The sequence below is a fragment of the Gordonia otitidis genome, from assembly GCF_020735545.1.
Taxonomy (GTDB): Bacteria; Actinomycetota; Actinomycetes; order Mycobacteriales; family Mycobacteriaceae; genus Gordonia; species Gordonia otitidis.
The window spans coordinates 2495434-2517348 of the sequence record NZ_CP085974.1 but is presented as its reverse complement, the minus strand read 5'-3'; the positions used below and the strand labels follow the sequence as shown (position 1 = coordinate 2517348).

General features: G+C 65.9%; 16 protein-coding genes. 10 read left to right on the top strand and 6 right to left on the bottom strand.

The window, feature by feature from the left end; translation table 11 throughout:
- Window positions 1-66 precede the first annotated feature (66 nt).
- On the bottom strand, window positions 67-948 hold the full coding sequence (locus tag LK459_RS11330) for an SCO6745 family protein (RefSeq protein ID WP_227923423.1): 882 nt from the start codon (window positions 946-948) through the stop codon (window positions 67-69).
- A gap of 171 nt (window positions 949-1119) precedes the next feature.
- Between LK459_RS11330 and LK459_RS11325 the strand changes: the two genes are divergently transcribed.
- From LK459_RS11325 to LK459_RS11285, 9 genes are all read left to right on the top strand, one after another.
- Window positions 1120-2736 carry a DUF222 domain-containing protein gene (locus tag LK459_RS11325; protein WP_227923421.1) on the top strand — a complete coding sequence of 539 codons (1617 nt, stop codon included), beginning with the start codon at window positions 1120-1122 and terminating at the stop codon, window positions 2734-2736.
- Between the two features lie 269 nt (window positions 2737-3005).
- Window positions 3006-3617: a TetR/AcrR family transcriptional regulator gene (locus tag LK459_RS11320; RefSeq protein ID WP_007238047.1), complete on the top strand. Its 612-nt coding sequence runs from the start codon at window positions 3006-3008 to the stop codon at window positions 3615-3617.
- Entirely contained in the window at window positions 3614-4894 is a 1281-nt protein-coding gene (locus LK459_RS11315; RefSeq protein ID WP_007238046.1) for an MFS transporter, read from the top strand. Before LK459_RS11320 ends, LK459_RS11315 begins: the two co-directional genes overlap by 4 nt.
- A gap of 193 nt (window positions 4895-5087) precedes the next feature.
- Window positions 5088-7142 (top strand): neutral/alkaline ceramidase, encoded by a 2055-nt coding sequence (locus LK459_RS11310; RefSeq protein WP_227923420.1) that lies wholly within the window; start codon window positions 5088-5090, stop codon window positions 7140-7142.
- 156 nt (window positions 7143-7298) lie between these two features.
- The gene (locus LK459_RS11305) at window positions 7299-8762 is read left to right on the top strand and encodes an amidohydrolase family protein (protein WP_227923418.1); all 1464 of its coding nucleotides are present in this window, start codon (window positions 7299-7301) and stop codon (window positions 8760-8762) included.
- Window positions 8763-8936: 174 nt separating this feature from the next.
- On the top strand, window positions 8937-10046 hold the full coding sequence (locus tag LK459_RS11300) for an NAD(P)/FAD-dependent oxidoreductase (protein ID WP_265416874.1): 1110 nt from the start codon (window positions 8937-8939) through the stop codon (window positions 10044-10046).
- A gap of 28 nt (window positions 10047-10074) precedes the next feature.
- Entirely contained in the window at window positions 10075-10497 is a 423-nt protein-coding gene (locus tag LK459_RS11295) for a RidA family protein (RefSeq protein ID WP_227923415.1), read from the top strand.
- 40 nt (window positions 10498-10537) lie between these two features.
- Window positions 10538-12289 carry a PucR family transcriptional regulator gene (locus LK459_RS11290; protein WP_227923414.1) on the top strand — a complete coding sequence of 584 codons (1752 nt, stop codon included), beginning with the start codon at window positions 10538-10540 and terminating at the stop codon, window positions 12287-12289.
- Between the two features lie 100 nt (window positions 12290-12389).
- Window positions 12390-13769 carry an amidohydrolase family protein gene (locus LK459_RS11285; protein WP_265416873.1) on the top strand — a complete coding sequence of 460 codons (1380 nt, stop codon included), beginning with the start codon at window positions 12390-12392 and terminating at the stop codon, window positions 13767-13769.
- Between the two features lie 55 nt (window positions 13770-13824).
- Here LK459_RS11285 and LK459_RS11280 read toward each other — a convergent pair whose 3' ends face one another.
- The gene (locus LK459_RS11280; RefSeq protein WP_227923412.1) at window positions 13825-14991 is read right to left on the bottom strand and encodes an ATP-grasp domain-containing protein; all 1167 of its coding nucleotides are present in this window, start codon (window positions 14989-14991) and stop codon (window positions 13825-13827) included.
- A gap of 375 nt (window positions 14992-15366) precedes the next feature.
- Between LK459_RS11280 and LK459_RS11275 the strand changes: the two genes are divergently transcribed.
- Window positions 15367-16581, top strand: a complete 1215-nt coding sequence (locus LK459_RS11275; protein ID WP_227923411.1) for an EamA/RhaT family transporter — start codon at window positions 15367-15369, stop codon at window positions 16579-16581.
- On the opposite strand, the gene LK459_RS11270 is transcribed toward LK459_RS11275, so the two are convergent.
- The 4 genes from LK459_RS11270 to LK459_RS11255 all read right to left on the bottom strand — a co-directional run bounded on the left by LK459_RS11270 (window position 16569) and on the right by LK459_RS11255 (window position 21914).
- Window positions 16569-17507, bottom strand: a complete 939-nt coding sequence (locus LK459_RS11270; protein ID WP_227923410.1) for a hypothetical protein — start codon at window positions 17505-17507, stop codon at window positions 16569-16571. The two genes, LK459_RS11275 and LK459_RS11270, sit on opposite strands and share 13 nt — an antisense overlap.
- A gap of 10 nt (window positions 17508-17517) precedes the next feature.
- Complete coding sequence (locus LK459_RS11265; RefSeq protein ID WP_227923409.1) at window positions 17518-20133, bottom strand: LuxR C-terminal-related transcriptional regulator; 2616 nt, start codon at window positions 20131-20133, stop codon at window positions 17518-17520.
- A 69-nt stretch (window positions 20134-20202) separates the two neighbouring features.
- Window positions 20203-20997, bottom strand: a complete 795-nt coding sequence (locus LK459_RS11260) for an ABC transporter permease (RefSeq protein ID WP_227923407.1) — start codon at window positions 20995-20997, stop codon at window positions 20203-20205.
- Window positions 20997-21914, bottom strand: a complete 918-nt coding sequence (locus LK459_RS11255; protein WP_227923404.1) for an ABC transporter ATP-binding protein — start codon at window positions 21912-21914, stop codon at window positions 20997-20999. Before LK459_RS11255 ends, LK459_RS11260 begins: the two co-directional genes overlap by 1 nt.
- Window position 21915: the final 1 nt, after the last annotated feature.

Sequence of the window (21915 nt, the reverse complement as noted above, 5' to 3'; positions counted from 1 at the left end):
TCTACTCCGTGCGGACATCCTTGATGGCGGGATTGGTGGAGGAAGCGCTCGGCAGTACCGGAACACCTACTTCTTCCTGGTGCCCGGCAGCACTCCGGCGTCGATGACGGCCTTCACGTACGGACGCGTTCGCTCCAACAGAGCCTCGACGCCTGCACCTGACCATGCCTGGCCGGTGACGGCATCGGTCTCGATTTCGATGGTGCGGTACAGATCCATGCCGGACTCGGTCAACTGGTGCGCGTCGTCGGTTCTCGTCGCCAGCCCACGACTGACGAGCCGATCGACGGACGCCTCCCAGTTGTCGTCCGACCAACCGCGTGTCAGTTGTGTCAGCTTTCGACCCAGAACTCGACGACGGATCGACGGGTCGGGCAGTTGCGCCTCGTGGAATGCGGCCGCATCGAGTCCGTCGAGTCCATGGGTCACGAGCACCGCGATGTGGTTGTCACCCCGCCACTCCCGTAGTACGGCGAGCGCATGCCACAGCGCGAGGTGTGGTGTCTCCGGCGGCGTGGAGGCGGCCCAGGAGGCTGCGAGAGGTCTGCCGCCGAGTGGCAGATCCGATGCGATGTCGAGGTAGCGCTCGGCCAACGCCGACATCTCCGGATCATCGAGCTTGTCCCCGAGGATGTCGCGGAGCACTGAGTCGAGCATCTGCTCGCGACGGCGCGCGACCATCTCGACTCCCACAGCGCGTGCCGACTCCCAGGCCGTCGTGATCAGGTCGGGCGCGAAGTTGTAGAACGACGAGACCACCACCGGGGCGGAACATTCACCGAGAGGCGCCCCGCGTGCCCCGACGTAGAACGCGTGTGCATCGAGACCCGTGTCCTCCTGCGCAGCCGTGAGTCCAGGATTGAAGTACGCGAGGACGTGGAATGGCTCGAGCGTTTCGTACGCGAGTCTGGCGTGAGAGGCCGAGGTGTCGTCGGCGGTGATGACCATGTGACCCAGCCTCGCGTCCGGCACCTCCAGAGTCAAGGAGGTGGGCGTCCGTCGACGCATATATCGCTGCACCGCAGATAATTTCGATGAATATCCGAATTCTTCTTGACATAACTCGAGGCGGAGCTACTCTGGATATAGAACATTTGTTCGTATCGAATCGGGGTGGCGATGGGTACACACGAGCCGGGAGACGACGCACTGGGCGCCGAGAATCCGGTTGCCGAGGACGCTGGAGTCCATATCCAAGAACCGCACGCGCAGAACCCAATTGCGTTGTACGAGCAGCTACATGCGCTGCTCGATCAACTCGACGAGGTCGACACCACCACTGCCCCCGAAGCCGAGGTCGCTGCGATGGCCATCGAGCACGAACGCGCGGTGCGGCGCATGATCTCCATCGGCAACGATCGGATCATGGATGTCTCCGATCGTGCCGCTTACCGTTCGGTCGGCGTGATCTCGTTGCGCGACTTCATGTTGGGGCCACTGCGTATCCCCAACGCATACAAGCGAATGCGCACGATGGAAGCCGTCTGCGAGACCTACACGATCACCGGCGACAAGAAGCCGCCCGTGTATCCACAGCTCGCTGCGGCACTTCGCGAGGGCACGCTCGGGGTCGAGCACCTCGGCACAGCTCTCGAGGTGTTGAACAAGATCCCCGAGAACCTCGATCCGGAAGACCTCAACCGCGCAGAGGCAGAGGTGGTCGACTTCTCGCAGAAGCTGACGCCTCGCCAGATCATCGCCGCGGGAACGCGATTGCTCGCCCACCTCGACCCTGATGGCACGATCACCGACGACAAAGACCGCAAACGTCAACGCAGACTGACCGTCGGAAACCAAGACGCACAATCGATGTCACAGTTGCTCGCCACGCTCGACCCCACAACCCGAGCCATGCTCGACGTCGTCCTCGCCGCGTGGGCGGCGCCCGGCATGAACAATCCCGACGACGACGCCTCCCCGACCGGCTCGAGTGTGGATGTCGACGCCGAGATACTCACCGAAGCTGCCGCACGCGACAACCGAACGCCTGCGCAACGCAATCACGACGCGCTCGGCGCACTACTCAAGGCGGTCCTCGACGGCGGGCTCATCGGCGCGAGCCACCGCGGGCTACCACCGCACCTGATCGTGCGGATCTCCGACACCCAACTGCGGGAGTACGCGGGCGTCGCACAAACCACGACCGGCGCCGACATCCCCATGCCCGACCTCATCCGGCTCGCGGCACAGTCAGTGATGCACCTGGCCGTCTTCTCCGAACACACCGGGGCGCCGCTCTACCTCGGAACGTCCAAGCGGCTGGCCAGCCAGTCACAGCGGTTCATGCTGTTCGCCGGTTACGGCGGCTGCTCCAAGCCCGACTGCCCCGCCCCATTCAGCCACGTCGAGATCCATCACGCCGAGCAGGACTGGGCTCGTGGTGGACGCACCGACATCGACGAGCTCGCCCCAGCCTGCGGTCCCCACAACCGCGCAGTCGGAGACAAGCCCGAGCAGTTCACCACCGAGAAGATTTACGACGGCCCGGACCGGGGCCGCTACGGATGGCGCCCGAACAGCAATCCAATGGGAACAACGAGCTCCTTACGCACCAACCACATGCATGATCTGGGCAGCATCGTCGACGATCGACTTCTCCGACGACGCGCCGAGTTCACGTCCCCACCCGCTGAGAGCTCACCCGACGGCAGCTATCCCACCGGCATCGCCGACGAGATCATCTCGATGCTGCGCGCCGGGACGCTCGTGAGCGTCGGCGACTACGAAGCCGCCTGACCTGCCACGGCCTCGCTACCGGACCGGAACCCTTCCGGCCCGGTAGCAGGCGTGCCCGCGTTGCGCGGTGGTTAATTCGGCGGCCTCCTGTTGCGGAATTCGCGTCGATCCCGCACATTTGTCCGCAGTTGACCATATGGTCAACTGACGGGAACCGACTGCGGCCGTGAATCGAGATGCTCGAGTCGACGCGCTGCGAACCGGACCGAGGCGCACACCACGGCCCGGTGTGCGTCCACACGCGGTGAACTGGGGGATCTATGCGCCGAATGACCTTCGAGGACAGACGTCAGGCGCTGATCGACGCCGCCGTACGGGTGATCGCCCGAGACGGCCTCGCGGCCGCCACCACACGAGCGATCGTCGGCGAGGCCGGCATGCCTCAGGGCGCCCTGTTCTACATCTTCTCGTCACGCGATGCACTGATCAACGAGGTCATCGCCCACATCACCGAGCAGGAACGACTCACCGCCGTCCTCTCCGCCGACATGGTGGCCGACGACGCGACGCTGCACGAAGTCCTGTGCGAAGCCATGCTCGGCTACCTCCGCATGCTCGAGGACGACCCCGCGCGCGAGCTCGCGCTGCTCGAGGTGGCGACACACGCGATCCGCCACGACCGCGCGGCGGTGAGCAAGCAGTGGCAGACGTATCGGACCGCCGTCGCCGATGCCCTGAGCTACCTCGGCGACCGCATGTCGATCACCTGGGAACTCCCTCTACCCCAGGTGGCTCATCTGGTCACCTCGGCGATCGACGGGTTGACCCTCTCGTGGCTGACCGATCGCGACACCGAGGCCGCGCGCCGCAACATCGATCTTCTCGTGGCCGCCATCGTCACACTGGCCGCACCCGCCGAGTCCGAGGCCAACCGGAGGTGACTGTCGAACCCGACTCGCACCAGGCGTCTACCCTTCCGTGGCAGCGAGTCAGCACCCGATGGATCGGCCTGTTCGGCCTGTCATGGCTCGGCATCTGGCTCGCACAGCTCGCACCGTTCCAGCTCACCCTGCCCGACCAGATCAACGACTGGCTCGAGATCGGAAACAGCGTCGACGAGAGCAACTGGCAGCGAAGCGTTCTCACCTTCGGTGTGGTTTCCGGTATCTCCGCCGTCTTCGCTCTCGTCGCGTTTCCGCTGACGGGTTCCCTGTCGGATCGCACGACGAGCCGTTACGGCCGACGCCGGCCGTGGATCGTCGGCGGGACAGCGCTTTTCGCAGCGGGGCTGCTAGCGCTCGGATTCTCCGACAACATCGTCGCCATCACCATCGGGTGGTGTGCCGCGCTGACCGGTTTCAGTGCTGCTTCGGCGGCATTGACGGCACTCATCAGTGATCAGGTCCCCGTATTCCAGCGCGGAGTGGTGTCGAGCTGGGTGTCGGCTCCGCAGGCCATCGGCGCGATCGTCGGCATCGCACTCGTGTCGGTCTTCGGCCTCGGTTTCCTGCCGTCATACGCACTGTTTGCGGTCCTGCTGATCGTCTGCGTGACACCGTTCGTGCTGTATCTGAACGATCCGCCGTGTCCGAGCCACGACAAGGGCAGACTCAGCCCCCGCACGATCATCTCCGAACTCTGGATCTCGCCTCGCGAGCATCCCGACTTCGGCTGGACGCTGTTGGGGCGCATCCTGGTGAATCTCGGCAATGCACTCGGCACATCTCTGCTCTTCTTCTTCCTCAAGTTCGGACTTCACTCCTCCGACGCCGACAACGACATCCTGCTGGTGTCAGCGGTGTACATGGTCTTCGTGGTCATCAGTGCCCTGGTGTCGGGCAAACTCAGCGACCTGGTCGGACGTCGTAAACCCTTCGTCCTCGCCGCGGGCGTGTGCCAGGGTGCTGCCGCGATCTGTATCGCTGCTGTCGCCGACCTCCCGATGACCATGGTCGCCGCAGCCCTTCTCGGTGCCGGGTTCGGCGCGTTCCTCGGCGTCGACCAGGCATTGGCGACACAGGTGCTACCCGACGCGCAACACAACGGTCAGGACCTCGGCATCATGAACATCGCCATGGCCGTACCGCAGGCACTCGGACCGCTGGTCGGTGCCGCAGTGGTCGAGGCCACCGGCGGCTTCACCGGATTGTTCGTCACCTCAGCGGTTTTCGGGATTCTCGGCGGTCTGTCCGTGTTGTTGGTGCGCACTGTGCGCTGACCCCTGACCCCTGACCGCTGACCGTTGACCGTTGACCGTTGACCACGAAACTCCGCCATATCCACTTCTCTCGTCCACGTCCAGTCACAAGTATTGTCCACCCAGGGGGTCACAGTTGAGTTCAGCGCACCGCAGTTCCGGGCACAGCAATGACGCACACAGCAGTTCCGGGCACACGGCCGCGCCAGGCAGGGTGAGTCGCCGCGGCTTCTTGGGGGTGTCGGCAGGCGCCGTCGGAGCGGGACTGATCGGAACCGCGGCGCTCGGCGCTGCGGGTAGCGGAACAGCATCGGCAGCACCGTCATCCGGGTACCTCGTCGGTGTGGGAAAAGGCGACCTCACCGGTGCCATTGCCGGCCAAGGGATGATGGGCTACTCCGATCTCAGTCAGGTGGCAACAGGGCTCCTGCAACGGGTCTGGGCACGGGCGTACATCATCGCCGACGCCGCGTCGGGCGCACGGGTGGTGTTCGTCAACGCCGACCTGGCCTGCCTGTTCGAGTCGCACCGCGTCGGTGTCATGAAGGAACTGCGCAGTCGATTCGGCAACCTCTACTCCGAGGACAACGTCAACCTCAACGCGACCCACAACCACAACTCCTGCGGCGGCACCGCCTGGGACTACGCCTATGTCCTTGCCGCACTGGGCCATCGCGAGAACTCCTACCGCGCCGAGGTCGCCGGCATCGTCGACGCGATCGTTGCCGCACATCACAGTCTGGCACCGGGGACGCTCGAACTCGGGCACTCCGAACTACACGACGCCAGCGCGAACCGCTCGCTGCAGGCGTTTGTGAACAATCCGACTCCTGATCGGCGTCATTTCCCGGAACACATCGACCCGCAGGTGACATCACTGCGACTTCGGCAGGGCGGCACCGTGATCGGTGAGATCACCTGGTTCGCCACGCACGGTACATCACTGACCGACGCAAACACGCTCATCTCCGTCGACAACAAGGGTTACGCCTCGTATCTGGCCGAGCAGCAGAAGCCGGACGTCGTCGCCTCCTTCCCGCAAACCAATGCCGGTGACATGACACCGAATCTCGCCGTGCGCAAACTCCACCCGGCAGGCCCCACCGACGATCACCGAGCCAACTGCACCATCATCGGACAGCGCCAGTTCCGTGCGGGTGAGCGCGCATTCGCATCCGCACGGTCGATGTCCGGTGGCGTCTCCTACGCGTACCGCTTCCTGAACCTCTCCGACATCGCGATCGACGGCACCTACACCCCCGACGGACGTCCGGCACGGACGAGTCCCGCCATCATGGGTGCCGCCGCCGCCGCGACGAGTACCGAGGACAACACCCGAAGCCAGCTCTCGTTCCTCAACGAAGGCATGGTGCTTCCCTTCGCCGCAGCACTCGGCGCGACGTCGAAAGTGACACCGCCACCGTGGGTTCAGCAGGTCCAGGCGCCGAAGGTTCCGTTGTTCCCACTCGGCTACATGCCACCGCATCCGTGGATTCAACAGGTGCTGCCCATCCAGCTGATTCGCATCGGCGATCTCGTGCTGGCAGCCGCTCCCGCCGAGTTCACCATCACCGCGGGACTGCGCGTGCGTCGCATCGTCGCGACGGCCTTCGCACTACCGCTGGAAAACGTTTTGCTGCAGGGATACTCGAACGGGTACAGCCAGTACGTCACAACCCCCGAGGAGTATCTGTCACAGCAGTACGAGGGCGGTGAGACCATGTTCGGTCGCTACACCCTGTGCGCGTACATGCAGGAGTTCGACAAACTCGCGCGGGAGATGGCCGCAGGGAAGTCGGCGTCGCGCGGGCCGAACCCGCCGGATCAGCGCAGTCCGCAGCCCGATCTGCTGACACCGGTACCCGCCGACACCCCCATCGCGGGCAAGCGTTTCGGCGACGTCGTGCGCGCACCGAAGTCGTCGTACCGATCGGGCCAGACGGTTTCGGTGGACTTCTGCGGAGCGCATCCCGCCAACAAGGTGCACAGGGTGAGCGCGGGAAGCAGTGCGGCCCGCGACGGCTACTTCGTCGTCGAACGCTACGAGTCGGGGCGCTGGGTCGCCGCCGCCCACGACGACACCTGGGGTACCGAACTCGCCTGGAAGCGCCCCGCCGGAAGTTCGACGGCGTCGGTGGTGACCATCAGTTGGACGCCTGGCACGGGTACCTCCGGACGCCATCGCATCCGGTACTTCGGCGATGTCAAGCGCGCAAACGGCACGCTCTCGTCGTTCGTCGGGACGACTCCGGCGTTCGATGTGACATGACCGCATACCCGTGCTTGCGGAGCACGCAGGGGCGGGCACGCAGGGGCTCGAGCACGATCGCACAGATGGCCGGTTCGTAGCGCACCACAACATGGGGTGTCCATTTTCTGATCCGGCGACGAAAAGTCCGCGGTGTACACGGCGCATGCTTCATCCATGCATGAACTGGTACTCCACGGCGGCCGCGTGATCGATCCCGACAGCGGAACCGACGGCATCTTCGACATCGGGATCGACCGGGGCACCATCAGTGCCGTCAGTGTCGAGCCACTCGACGGACATCGCGTGCTCGACGTCTCCGGCCGCGTGGTCGCACCGGGCTTCATCGACATGCACAGCCACTGCTTCGGTATCGCAGGACAACGCCTGCAGGCTCTCGACGGCGTCACGACCGCTCTCGAACTCGAGGGCGGAGTACACCCGGTCGGCCGCGCCTACGAGCGCGCCGCCATCGAGGGGCGTCCCCTCAACTACGGCTACTCGGCGAGCTGGGCCGCTGCACGGATGCACGTGATGGCAGACGTGACGACCACCGGCCATCCCGCCGACGTCCTGTTCAACATGGGAGTCCCCGCCTGGCAGGCCGAGGCGAACACCGCTGAGGTCGGCCGGATACTGGCACTGCTGGAAGAAGACCTGAGCGACGGCGCGCTCGGAATCGGTGTGCTCGTCGGGTATGCCCCGCGCGTCGGGCCTGCGGAGTACGTCGAGGTCGCGCGTCTCGCCGCTGCCCGAGGCGTGCCGACATACACGCACGCACGCGAACTCGTCGAGCAGGATCCCGACACACCGATCGACGGTGCGGAGGAAATCGTCAGGGCGGCAGGCGAAACCGGTGCCCACATGCACTACTGCCATGTCAACAGCACGTCGCTGCGACATCTCGACAGGGTGCACGGCCTCGTTGAGCGTGCACGTTCCCTCGGCTCCCGGATCTCGACAGAGGCCTACCCCTACGGCTCGGGGATGACGGGGATCGGCGCCGCCTTCCTCGAGCCGGATCTGCTCGACCGACGCGACATCACGCCCTTCGCGGTACAACACCTCGTCAGCGGACACCGGTTCACCAGCGCCGCGGACCTGCGAGCAGCGCGTGCGGACGGCACGGGCGGACTGGTCTTCGTCCACTTCCTCGAGGAGGACGACCCGACCGCTCGGGATCTCATGACACGCGGGCTCGTCTTCGAGGACACCGCGATCGCCAGCGACGCATTCGAACCACTCTGGCGCACATCGACATACGACGACTCGCGCTGGCCGTTGCCCGCCGACGTCGTCACCCACCCGCGCACCGCCGGTACCTTCAGTCGCTCGATCCGCACATTGTGGCGTGAGACCGGCGCACTGAGCCTGATGGAGGTGATCCGACGCGCAAGCCTCCTTCCTGCACAGATCCTTTCGCCATCAGTTCCGGACATGGCGCGTAAGGGCAGGGTCCAGGTCGGCGCGGATGCCGACATCGTCGTCTTCGACGCCGCCACGGTCACCGACCGTGCCACCTATACCGACACGATCGCGCCGTCGACGGGATTCGACCACGTCCTCGTCAACGGTGTCGAGATCGTCAGCGACGGTGAGATCCGCACCGATCGGCTACCGGGTAAACCAGTACGCGCCTGAGCATTTTGCACTCCGGCATCCGGAGTCGTCGAGCAATCAGAACCTGCCGGCGAAACACCGACAACAGAGGACGAACACCATGACAACCACGAGAACCACAAGAACGACGAGGGCACTGTGAGTACCAACCCGTCGAGCACTCGACACTTCGACACCGTCGTCATCGGAGGCGGTATGGCCGGGGTGTCGATCGCCTACGAACTCGCCGCACACCAATCGGTTGCCGTCGTCGAGATGGAATCGACCCTCGCCTATCATTCGACGGGACGGTCGGCAGCGGCATTTCTCGAAAGCTACGGCAACCAGACGATCCGCCTACTGACAACCGCCGGCCGCTCGTTCTTCGCCGACGAGGACGGACATTTCGACGTGCCGGTCGCACAGCCGCTGAACCTGCTGATGATCGCGAACGACGACGAGCAGCACGCCCTCCGCGAGCTCCACCACGAGATCAGCGCCCGGAACGATCTCGTCGAACTCGTCAGCGGCGATACCGCGGAGCAGCTCAACCCGCTGCTCCGTCCCGGCTACACGACGTTGGGGATGATCGACCGTTCCGCACTGGAACTCGACGTGCACGCACTGCACCAGTGGTATCTGCGCGGCTTTCGCGCTCGCGGAGGCACCGTTGTGAGATCCGCGGGCATCGTCGACGCAACGCACACCGGCCACGGATGGGATCTGACCGACGCGGCGGGTGTAAGCTACCGAGCCCAGGCGGTCGTCAATGCGGCGGGCGCGTGGTGCGATCGGGTCGCCGGAGTGCTGGGAGCCGAGCCCATCGGCATCCGCCCGCTTCGTCGAACCGCATTCATGGTCTCCGCCCCACCTGTGACGACCGACGCTGCGATCCCGTTGACGATGGCGGCGTCGGAGAACTTCTACGTCAAACCCGATGGCGCACAGTACCTGTGCTCACCTGCCGACGAGACCCCGCAGGAGCCCGGTGATGCGCGCCCGGACGAGCTCGAGATCGCTCGCGCGATCGAGTCGATCAACGACGCGACCACCCTGGGCATCCGCAGCGTGAACTCCGCATGGGCAGGACTGCGCAGTTTCGTCGCCGACCGCACGCCGGTCGTCGGCCCCGACACCACGGTCGACGGACTGTTCTGGCACGCGGCACAGGGTGGATACGGCATTCAGATCGCGCCCGCGCTCGCACGGTTCGGCGCAGCTCTGGTCACCGGCGAGCCGCTCCCGACCGATCTGGCCGACCTCGGCCTCACACCGTCGATGCTCGGCCGCGACCGGGCAACCCTCGCCACGATCGGCGACAAGTGATGTACCAAGCAGGACAAGGACTCAACTCATGACCGCGCACATGTCGGTGAGCATCGACGACGACGGGCGCCGCCACTTCACCAGCCCGAATGCCAAGGGACCGTTCGCAACCGCCATCGAATGCGGTCCGATGCTCGTCATCTCGGGACAGGGCGGGTTCGCCGCGGACGGGAGCATCCCCGTCGGCATCCGCGCACAAACCCGTGCGACCCTGCACAACGTCCGAAGGATCCTGGACGACTGCGGTTGGGAGCTGTCGGATCTCGTCCAGGTCACCTGCTATCTGGCCGACATCGACGAATGGGCCGCGATGAACGCGGAGTATGCCGACTTCTTCGCCGATCACCCCAGCGTTCCCACCCGCACCGCGATCGGCGTCGCCGGTCTGCCGCTCGGGCTCCGTGTCGAAATGACCTGTGTCGCAGCCAGGAACTCGCCGACGGCCCGGTAACTTGGCTGAACAGCCACCGAGCCGGCGAGAGGTGACCATCATGGCCGAGCAGCTGCCGCGGTCATCCCTCGGCAGGATTCTCACCGACCTGGGCAATACGTTCCTGGAACCCCTCTGCGCACCGGTAGGACTGTCCGTGCCCGTCGGCGGTGTCGGCTTCTACGATCCGCTGGACGACTCGGCGCAACCTGATGAGGCCATCGTGCTCGGGATCGGTATCCACGAACCCGGTGACATCGTGTCGGCGCTCACCGCTCTGCGACGAGAGGGACAGCGGGGCGCCGCGGCGCTCGTCGTGCGCTCACCGGTACTTCTCACCGACGAGGTCGAGAGCGCCGCAGCGGCCTCCGGAATCGCACTGCTCGGCCTGGCCCCCGGCGCGTCGTGGATGCAGTTGGCGACGATGATCCGCACCCTCATCGCCGACGACACCGTCGGCATCGGCGAATCGGACCGCCTCGGTGGTGTCGTCTCCGGCGACCTGTTCGCACTCGCCAACTCGATCACCGCCCTGATCGACGTTCCGATCACCATCGAGGATCGTGATTCGCGCGTGGTGGCGTTCTCGGCCCGTCAGGACGAGGCGGACTCCTCGCGGGTGGAGACGATCCTCGGGCGCCAGGTGCCTGACAGATTCACGCACGCCATGGTCGAGCAGGGAGTGTTCCGCGAGCTGTACGCCAGTGACGAGCCGGTCTGGATTCAGCCGGAGCCCGCGGCGCCGGACCAGCTGCCACGCGTAGCGGTCGCCGTCAGAGCCGGCGACGAGGTGCTCGGATCGATCTGGGCCGCGGTACGCGAACCGTTGAGCGATGACCGACTTCGAGCACTCACGGACGCCGCAAAACTCGTCGCCCTCCACATGATGACCATTCGCAACGGCGACGACGGTGCGCGTCGCCTCAAGGCCGATCTGGTCACCACGGCACTGCGCGGCGGACCCGGCACGCGCGATGCCCTGCGACGACTCGGTATGGGGGACCGTCCGGTCGCGGTGCTGGCGATGGACCTCCTCGAATCCGACGCCGAAGACGACAGCGGAGGTGATAGCGGCGGTCGGGAGGGCGGCACCGGTGGTGAGGTTGGAGGCGAGGGCGGTGCCGGCGACCTTGCCCCGACGAGATCACCAGCGGCAGCGGACCGGGCTGCCATCAAGCAACGACTCACGTCCGGATTCGCACTGCACATCAGCGCATCGCACCCGCGCGCGGCGGTCGCCCTGATCGGCGATGTCTGTTACGCGCTGGTGCCGCTCGCCGACGGCCCCCGAGCACGACGCCATGCCATCGACGTCGCGGCAGAGTTCCTGGACCGAGCAGGCGACGGGTCGCACGCGGTCATCGGAGTGGGGACGGTTGCCTCGCGCCCGGAAGAGCTCGCCACCGCGCGGTCGAACGCCGACCGCGCACTACGAGTGCTACTCGATCGACACCAACCCGGCCTCGGGCAGATCGCCGAATTCGACGATGTGCACATGCACTCGCTGCTCATCGACCTCAAAGACATGGTCGCGGCACGCGGAGACGAACCGTCCGGGCCGATCGGCAGGTTGATTGCACACGACGCCGGACACAACACGATGTTGGTGGAGACCCTGCGAGCATGGCTCGACGCATTCGGTGACATCCCCGCTGCAGCGGCCACGCAATTCGTCCACCCCAACACGTTTCGGTACAGGCTGCGCAGGGCCGCCGAGATCAGCGGAATCGATCTCTCCGACCCGGAGGCCCGATTCGCCGCGATGCTGCAGTTGCGAGTCATCGATGTCGCACCGCGCGCGACGCCTCGGTGACCGGCAGAACGCGCTACGTCGACAAGCCGGATCGCGCAACCTGTGATTGGGTCTCTTGGTGACAACCAACGCCACTCGATCAGTCCACCGTGGCCGCATCATGCACATCGCGGGGTCGCCGAGCGTGACCGACGCCGATACCGCGCTCGTCGACATCCCCGACGGAGCACTCGCCGTCACCGCAGGCGGACGCATCGACTACTGCGGCCCGTACGGCGAGCTGCCCGCGCAGCCCGGCGACACCGTCGTCGATCACGGCGAGGCGTTCCTGCTCCCGGGCTTCGTCGACACGCATGTGCACTTTCCGCAAACCTACGAGCTCAACGCCTACGGCGGCGGTCAGCTGCTGGAATGGCTGAACAACTGCATCTTCCCCGCGGAGTCGCGCCTTGCGGATCCCGCTTTCGCCCGCACCATCGCCCGCGACTTCACCCGCGCCAGGATCGCTGCGGGGACCACGGCTGCCATGGTGTTCGGCTCGGCCTTCCCCGACGCACAGGACGAGCTGTTCGCCGTCACGCAGCGAGCCGGACTACGCATCGTCAGCGGCCGCGGCATCCAGACGCAGGGACCCGAGTCGGCTGCACCACTACTCACGTCCGAGGCTGACGCGATCGCGTTGACGACCGCCGAGATCGACCGCTGGCACGCGGCCGACACCGGCGACCCCGACACTGCGCGACTCCTCACGGCGATCGTGCCGCGCTTCACGCTGTCGGTGACCACCGAGACGCTGGCCAACCTGGGTGACCTGTACGCCGAAGTCCGCGATCGTGGGGTCTACGTCCACACTCACCTCAACGAGAACAATCGCCCCGGCACCGGTGAGATCGATCTGGTCAAACAGCTCTTCGAGGTCGAGTCGTATCTCGACACCTACGACGGCAAGTTCCTCCCCGGCTCGGCCGTCGGCGGCGAGAGCCTGCTCGGCCGACGCACGGTGCTGGCCCACTGTGTGCACTGCACCGACGCAGAACTGGCGCGGATGGCGCAGACAGGAACCTCCGTCGCACACTGCCCGACCTCTCAGCTGTTCCTCGGGTCGGGCACGATGCCGTGGAAGCGCACCGTCGACGCCGGGGTCACCATCGCGTTGGGCAGTGACTGCGGCGGAGGCGACGAATGGCTCATCGCCAAGGTCGCGGGCGACGCCTACAAGGTGCACATCTCAGAACCGGGCGTGGCGAGCGTCGCCATGCACCCGGCACAGATGCTGTTCACCGGAACCCTGGCGGGCGCACGGGCTCTCGACGCCGAATCACGCTTCGGCAACTTCGACGTCGGCAAGGAAGCCGACTTCCTGGTGATCGAACCCCATCGATGGCCCCCGCTGGAACGTATGCTGCACAACGGGGTTCGCGACGACGATCCCGAAAGAGCGCGTGATCAGACGCTTTTCGCTCTCCTGATGGGCATGCGCGAACCCGCGATCGCGCGAGTCTACGTGCAGGGCATCGAACTCGACCCCGACGCCATCTGATCCTGCTCCATCTGATCCGCCGCCATCTGATTCGACGCTGCGGACCCCGTGACCGTCAGATCGGGTGGCCGTCCCACTCGTGGTCGTGCATGAACCCCTCGGCCAGGCCGACGTGATACCGGCGGCAATCGCGAAGGATCCACGCGTAGGCGGCCGGCAGCATGACGCCGGGCTTCATGTCACCGCGCTCGAAGATGACGTCCTCGGAGTCGCGGAAGTCCTTCCAGAATTGCCGCATCGATCGGCCCTGTCGTGACGCCTTCGTCCACCCGTACAGGAGCATGCCGAGTCCGATCATGCGGTCGACGTCGGAGTCGGGAACGATCAGGTGGTCGTTGTCGCCGAAGAACGCCGACGGAACGTCGTTGTGGGGGCGGAACATCATGATCCCGCTCGTCGATCGGGGATTGCACTCGATGCAGTAGAGACTGCCGTCGGCACCCTCGATGAAGTCGAACCCCGCTTGTCCGGTGAAACGTTCGGCCGCAACGAATTCCGACACCCGGTCGAAGATCGCCTGATGCTTGATCGAGGTGAACGACAGGCATGAACTGCCACCGATCGCATAGCTGACCGGATAGGTCGCATGCGCGTTGACCTTGCCCTCGCGGCATACCGAGTACGTGCAGTACCGCTTGCCGTCCTTCCACTCCTGCGCAAGCCACGGGTTCGTCGGGTCGTATTCGACCCAGTCCAGGTTCTCGCCCGGGGTGATCTTGTGGACCTTCTGCGACCCGCGCGAGTAGCACTGCTTGAGCGCGAACGGGACGTCGAAGTCGAGTGCGGCGGCGTCGTCGGGTCTCTCGACGACGGCGAATTTCAGCGTCGGAATCCCCAACGACACCAGTTCGCGTTGGAAGTCGTACTTGTTGTGGAGCTTGTTCTCTGTGTCGAAGTCGGAGAGGAACACCTCACACTCCGCGGGGAACAGCCCGACCATCATCGACAGGATGTCGGTTTCCTCGTGGATGGGGATGACCATGTCGACCTTCTCGTCGGTGACGATCCGGGCGAGTTCACGGCAGTAGTCGCGGGGCTCGAACTTCGGCGCGGGCACCTTGTGGAAGGCGTCGACCGCGTTGGAGAACCGACTGACCCCGATCGGGATGCTGTCGACAACGGTGACCCGATGACCCGCCGCTGACATCAGTCGTGCCAGATTCAGCGTGAGAAAGGACCGACCGAAGGTGATCAGTACATGCTTCTTCGGAGTGGACGCCACATCGCGAGTCTAGTCAGTGGCCGGCAGCCGATCGTGAGGGGCGAGCACCGTGGACACTCCGCACACAGATGTGCGCCGACGGGTGCGTGTGAGGTTGTCGGTGCCCACGTGGATACTGAGAGAGGAATAATAATTCGCTTGCCGACCGTTGACATGTGAGTTGTGGTTGAGGGGTGGTCCGCCAACGGGCGATTTCCACAGGCCAGCGCCTCATCGGCTGCCGGGTCGTCCACCGGTGGGTCGAGTCGAGCATCTGCGGACCGTCGGTGCCGCGGTGAGACGCCCACGGTAAGGCGACGTCAGTGAACGTCGGCGACGTCAGTGCATCAGCGTTGGTGCACCGGTGACGTCACTACACACGGAGAGGTTGGTGACATGTTCCTCATCGGCGTCATCGCGGCAAGCCTCGCCGCGGTGGCATACGGCATGTCGACGGTGTTGCGCGCCCTCGGGGCCCGTCGCGCTGCTCAGACCGAACGGGATGAGGGCATCGAGACCACCAACGCCGCGGGTGGGCCGACACTTCGCTCGACGGCGTCCACCTTCGTCGATCCCGCCTTCATCCTCGGCACCGTGCTGGTGACCGTCGGTTTCGCGGGCGGTGCCGTCGCAGCGCGCTACCTTCCACTGTTCCTGTCACAGACGATCGTCTCGGCCAACCTGGTGATCACCGCACTGCTGGGCACCATCATGCTCAACATCGCGCTCCACACGAGGGACTGGATCGCGATCTGGCTCGTCGTCTTCTCCCTGTGCCTGCTCGGTATGTCGTCGTCGCATCAGACGGGCGACTCCGGTGGGCGCGGATTCCACTGGATGCTGTTCTTCGCCACCATCGTCCTGAGCGGACTGGCGTTGCTCTCGGTGTACCGGCTCGGCCGACACGGGGCGATCGCAGGAGGTGCCGCTGCCGGCCTGCTGTTCGGCGTCATCGCCATCGCGGTCCGCATACTCGACGGCGTCCACCCCTTCGATCCGGTCCGGCTACTGCTCGACCCCGCAGCCTGGACCATCGCGATCGCCGGCGCCGTGGGATTCTTCGTGCAGACGGTCGCGTTGCAGCTCGGCGCCGTCAACGGCGTCACGGCCGTGCTCGTGGTCGGCGAAACCGCAGGACCGAGCCTGATCGGCGTCATGTTCCTCGGCGACCAGGCCAAACCCGGCCTCGGCTGGCTGGCCCTGGTCGGGTTCGTCGGTGCGGTCGTCGGTGCGGTGCTCGTCGCCTGGTACGGCTCCGGCGATCCCGATCACTTCGGTGAGGCACCGCCGATGAAGGGTGGCTGGCGTCGAGGTCGCGAAGACGACGAGTTCGACGAGACCGATCACGCCGTCGACGACGCCGCAGCCGACGAGATCGACTCCTTCGGCTTCGCCCCGGCGGATTTCGACGACGATGACGACGATGACGACATCGGCAGCGGCCCTACCGGCAGTACCGCCACCGACAGTCTCCCCACAGACCGGACATCCCCGGGATCCGACGAGTGGCATTCGACGTCGGACGGTTCGACTCCATCGTCGGGCTCGCTCTCTGACGGTTCCGACGTCGACCTCGACAACCGCCAGCACTCGCAGCGCTACTCGGGCTGATCGGTTTTCGGCGTCTCCTGTCCTGCGGCGACACGGACCTCGGTGCGCAGGCTGCGCAGCGCTCCAAGCCGCCACGCGGTGACCAGCCACGCCACGATCACGAACGGGGCTATGGCGAGCATCGTCCACAGATAGCTCTGCGCGGGTAGCACGTCGGCCACCACCTGCGCCCTCGGCACTCCGTCGACCTCCGCGGGTAGCCACGCCTCCAGGATGTTGCGCGTCAGTTTGACCGGCGAGAACGGCCCTGCCGTCGACGCGAGGTAGAACGTGACCAGCACGATCACCAACGAGCCCAGCCATCCGATGACACGCACCTGCGACCCGAGGATTTCCGCCGCGATCCTCACCGACTCGACGGTGAAGCCGAGCATCAACACGAGGAGCAGACACGCGACCTGCGCAGAGAGCAATTCCTCGATGACCGATGATTCGTCGTCGCTCGACGCGAGGTTCGGCAATCCGATCGCCAACGAGATCAATCCCGAGATGAGTGCTACCAGTGTCACGGAACTCGCCGCGCCCTCGATCCGGCCGAATGAGCCACGCACGGCAGCCTCCGTCGCAGCGCTCGCAACCTTCGGACTCGCGTCGTAGACGATCAGCACCACGAATCCCGCCACAAGCGCGCTCAGCACCCACGCCACCGCAGTTGTACACACCGCAGCCAGCGCGAAGGACCCGATCAACGGACCGAACAGACTGTCAGCGCTGTCGGATAGTCGCGTCCCGACGAGCGGCAGAACTCCGACGACGGCGATGATCACACCGCCGGCGAGAAGCGGTCCGGAGAACTCCGAGATCTCGACGGGGTCGAGATCCGGGTCGCGGCCACGGATCACATGCCATTCGGCGGCTGCCAGTTGTCGTAGCCCGCTTCCCCACCGGGTACGCCCGCCGTCGGTACCGGGCCCTGTGTTGCGCACGCCACCGAGATTAGGTACCGACCGCCCGCTGCTGCGTGAGGAGCGCGGCGATGTCGGCACGATCGGTCACGTCGAGCTTCACGCAGGCACGGTAGATGTGCCCCTCCACCGTGCGGACGGAGACCACGAGCCGCTCCGCGATCTGTTTGTTCGACAACCCCGCCGCGACCAGATTTGCGATCTCCCTCTCGCGGGTGGTCAGCGGTAACGGCTGCGCCGCCCGCTGCAGCGCGGGCGTACGCAGGCCGCCGCATCGGGCCGAGATCCGATCTGCCATCGCTGCCGACGCGACTGTCGCCGATCGATGCGACGCGGCGTCGTGCAGCACGCTCGCCTGCGCGGCGGAGTCGGCCGCAGACAGCAGGTAGCCGAGCTTCTCGAAGTCTGCAGCGCAGAGGTCGAGTTCGATACCGTCGCCCGCGGCGCTCGCCTGTGCGTGCCTGGCGTAGATGCCGACCAGTGGACCGTCGACGACCTCGCCGAGCTCGACGAGTCTGCCCCCGACGGTGGTGTCGCCGAACCGCGCCGCGGTGTGCAGCGCTTCGGCTTCGACGGCCAATTGTCCCGTGGAGCGTGCCAGTCGCGCGGCCTCGTTCGCGAGGGCGATCGCGGTCGAGATCGTCCCCGTTGCGGCCGCCTGCCAGGCGGCCGCAACCCCGAGCATCGGACCGAACACCGCGACCTGCCTGCCGTAGTGGTTGCGGGCGCGCGCCAGTGCCGAGCCCGCGGCGTCAGCCTGCCCCAGCGCAGACAACGACTGGGCGAGGAACAGGTAGGCGGGAAAGTTCCAGGTGGCCGAGTACTCGTCGGTGTCGAGCGTGGCGAGAGTCTGTTCGATGCGACGTGTCACGGCACCGCACATCCCACGCGCGAGGTCGACCGCGGCGACGAGTTCGCCCGCCATCGCCCAACCGAGGTACTGCGCGGTGTCGGCGAAGGTCACATATCGCTTCGCCGCAACCTGTGCGTCATCGAGTCGGCCGGTGAGGGTGAGCGCGAGTATCTCACCGATCCCCGTCGGAAAGCGGAGCAGGCCATCGGTTTTCACTTCGGCTTCGCGGGCTCGGACCGCCAGCGGTGTGACATCGTCGCCGCGGCCCTGCAGCGCGCGTGAGAGCATGCCACCGAACGCCGCCCACTCGACCGCCCAGGGCAGCGGTGCGGACTCGGCGAGCACGCCGTCCGACAGCGCGACCGCGGCGTCGAGGTCGTTCTCGAACAACGCGCAGGCCGACCCGATCGCGTCGACGACGGGCAGCAGATTCACGTCGGTGATCCTGCTGCGCACCTCGTCGAGCAGTGCATCCGCACGATGTGAATCACCCATGGCCCAGAACATGTTTCCCACCCGCACGATGCCGACGCGGGTGGCCCGGATCTCGTCGAGGTCGGCGAGCGGGAATCGACTAAGGATCTCCTCGGCCCGGTCGGGGTGCGCCTGCCACATCAGTGCGCGCGCGAGCAGTTCCGCCTCGTCGGCGCCGCCGCCGTCTGCGATCGCCGCACGCGCGAACCGTTCGCCCATCGGTACCTGCGCAAGGTTGAGGGCGTCGCGTGCCGCTGCTCCGAGCAGGGAGGGATCGATGGCCCCCACATCGCTCTCGAGTGCGAGATCGGCGAGGCGAATCCGCGCGGCAGGCGTGTCCTTCGGACGCGAGTCGAGCGCCCTGACCAGCGCACCACGCAGGCGACGCGACGACGCCAGCCCCAGACCGTGACGAATGACCTCACCGAACAGCGGATGGTGAAACGACACATTCAGGCTGCGGCCATCACGCGTGATGCGGACGAGCCCGTCGATCTCCGCCTTCTCCACGGCCTCCTCGCTGGTCAGGTCCGCCAACACATCGATGTCGAGGGGCTCGCAGAGGCTCAGGTACTTCAAGGTCGTGAGGACGTCGGGCTGTAACTGCTCGACGCGCCCGGCGAGGAGGGATGCGAGCTCAGAGGTGATCGCCGCGCGACCGCGCAGCTGCCATACACCGTTGACCTGTCGCAGCGTGCCTGCGGCCCGCGCCCCCTCGACGAGGTGACGCAGGAACAATGCGTTACCGCCCGACGCCTCCCACATACGGTCGGCGGAATGCTCCTCTAGCTGACCGCCGAGTACCGACTCGATGAGCTCGACACTCTGCTCTTTGGTGAACGGAGACAACGTGATCCGAATCAGATGGTTGTCTTTCCACAGGGACGTGACGGCGTCGGGCACAGCCTCGCCGCTGCGTACCGTCGCCACGATCTGCACCGCGCGGTCGATGGCGAGCTGATGGAGCAGGGTTGCCGACAACTCGTCGAGGAGATGGGCGTCGTCGACGCCGATGATCGTATCGCCCTCTGCCAGAAGCGTTTCGCGCGCAGCGGACAGATATGTGACAGGGTCACTCGACACCGCGGGGCCGACGAGATGCGCAAACACCCCCAGCGGTATCGACCTGGCGGATTCGGTACCGGCAACCCAGCGCACCCCCGTCTCCGTGCCTGCCGTGACCAGGCGCGCCAGGGTCGTCTTGCCGACCCCCGAATCCCCCGTCAACACAACACCACACACCGGACCGCCCTGGGTCAGCGCAGACTGGATCGTGCGGAACTCACGTTCGCGCTCGATCAACGGCCAAGTGCCTTGCATGGACTCAAATTTTAGACAACCACCTGGCCTTTTCCGTATGCCAGCCGACGAGATCGTCCTCCGAACGGACTACCCTGCGTCGCGGCCGTTCACCACCAGCAGTCCGATGGCGAAGACAATCGCCGCAAAGACGGCGAAGTAGACAAGCGACACCCACGAGTTCCAGTGGTAGCCGTCGCCGGGAAAGTCGCCATCGAGGAATCGGGATCCGTTACGGAACGGCAGGAAGGGACCGATACGTCGCCCGACGACGGGCAGGGCGGCAGCGACGTTCTCGATCACCAGCATCCAGACCAGAACCACGGAGACCGCGCCCGCCGTCTGCCGGACGATGGCACCCACACCGATACCCACGACAACGCACAACGACGCCCAGACCGCCGTGCCCCAGATCTGCCGGATGACGTGTTCGCTGCCGAGGTCGAGTCCCGACGACCCGTCCGACAGGGCTATGACGACCAGGACGCTGCACAGCGTCAGGGGTAAGACGATGACGAAGGTCAGCGCCACATACACGAGGGCCTTCGCACACAACACATTCCAGCGCCGCGGAATACCCAGGAACGACGTGCGGATGGTGCCGTAGCGGAATTCGGTGGTCACCCCGAGGACCGCCATGATCATCAGGATGACGACACCGAAGAAGTTCACTCCGATCAGATAGACCGACGCCGCACCGGTCTGGTCGACCGACGACGCGTCGGCACCCACGTCGGACGGTTGGTCGGGCCCCGCGCCGACACCCCGTGTGACCACCGCGATCAGGGCCGCGATGCCGAGCCCGAGGACGACGACGGTTGCGGTGCACCACCACGGCGCCCGAGTACTGGTCAACTTGATCTGCTCGGCCCGCACCGCGCCCATCAGCGCTGCCCTCCCCGGTAGTCGATCGATTCGGCGGTGGCCGCCATGAACACGTCCTCGAGCGACGGGGTGTCGGACACCAACTCGTGCACGGCGATCCCGGCGGCGGCTGCGATGTCGCCGACCTGATCCGTCGCCGCATCGGGGATGGTCAGGTAGACCCGGCCATCGGCTCCCGACACCGGGGTGACCGCCAATCCCGCGAGTTCGAGCGCCCGATGCAACTCTGCGGGCTGCGGTGTGCGCACCCGCGCCACAGGCCGCGCACGCGAAGTGAATTCGGAGACGGAGCAGTCGGCGATCAATCTGCCGCGGCCGATGACGATGACGTGGTCGGCCGTCAACGACATCTCGGTGAGCAGGTGGCTCGACACGAATACTGTCCGTCCCTGCGCCGCGAGCGACCGCATGAAGTTGCGGACCCAGACGATGCCCTCCGGGTCGAGACCGTTGACCGGTTCGTCGAGTACCAGGGTGTGCGGGTCGCCCAGCAGCGCGCCCGCGAGTCCGAGTCGCTGCGACATCCCCAGCGAGAAGCCACCTGCGCGTTGATTCGCAACCGACGTCAGCCCGACCATGTCGAGCACCTCGTCGACCCGGCGTTCGGGAATGTCGTTGGTCGCGGCCATCCACCGCAGATGGTTATGCGCGCTGCGGTTCGGGTGAACCCAGTGCGCGTCGAGCAGCGCACCGACCTGACGTAGCGGATGCCGGAGATCGCGATAGAGCTGCCCACCGACCGTCGCGGTGCCCGACGTCGGTCGGTCCAGACCGAGGATCATGCGCATCGTGGTGGACTTTCCCGCCCCGTTCGGACCCAGAAAGCCCGTCACCCGTCCCGGTGCGACGGTGAAACTCAGGTGGTCGACGGCGGTGACGCCACCGAAGGTCTTGGTCAGATCGGCCGCTGCAAGCATC

What these genes read in the sequence shown, in the direction of transcription:
- LK459_RS11330 (WP_227923423.1), bottom strand. Translation starts at nt 948, where the DNA reads ATGGTCATCACCGCCGACGACACCTCGGCCTCTCACGCCAGACTCGCG.
- LK459_RS11325 (WP_227923421.1), top strand. Translation starts at nt 1,120, where the DNA reads ATGGGTACACACGAGCCGGGAGACGACGCACTGGGCGCCGAGAATCCG.
- LK459_RS11320 (WP_007238047.1), top strand. Translation starts at nt 3,006, where the DNA reads ATGACCTTCGAGGACAGACGTCAGGCGCTGATCGACGCCGCCGTACGG.
- LK459_RS11305 (WP_227923418.1), top strand. Translation starts at nt 7,299, where the DNA reads ATGCATGAACTGGTACTCCACGGCGGCCGCGTGATCGATCCCGACAGC.
- LK459_RS11300 (WP_265416874.1), top strand. Translation starts at nt 8,937, where the DNA reads ATGGCCGGGGTGTCGATCGCCTACGAACTCGCCGCACACCAATCGGTT.
- LK459_RS11295 (WP_227923415.1), top strand. Translation starts at nt 10,075, where the DNA reads ATGACCGCGCACATGTCGGTGAGCATCGACGACGACGGGCGCCGCCAC.
- LK459_RS11290 (WP_227923414.1), top strand. Translation starts at nt 10,538, where the DNA reads ATGGCCGAGCAGCTGCCGCGGTCATCCCTCGGCAGGATTCTCACCGAC.
- LK459_RS11285 (WP_265416873.1), top strand. Translation starts at nt 12,390, where the DNA reads ATGCACATCGCGGGGTCGCCGAGCGTGACCGACGCCGATACCGCGCTC.
- LK459_RS11275 (WP_227923411.1), top strand. Translation starts at nt 15,367, where the DNA reads ATGTTCCTCATCGGCGTCATCGCGGCAAGCCTCGCCGCGGTGGCATAC.
- LK459_RS11265 (WP_227923409.1), bottom strand. Translation starts at nt 20,133, where the DNA reads ATGCAAGGCACTTGGCCGTTGATCGAGCGCGAACGTGAGTTCCGCACG.
- LK459_RS11260 (WP_227923407.1), bottom strand. Translation starts at nt 20,997, where the DNA reads ATGGGCGCGGTGCGGGCCGAGCAGATCAAGTTGACCAGTACTCGGGCG.
- LK459_RS11255 (WP_227923404.1), bottom strand. Translation starts at nt 21,914, where the DNA reads ATGCTTGCAGCGGCCGATCTGACCAAGACCTTCGGTGGCGTCACCGCC.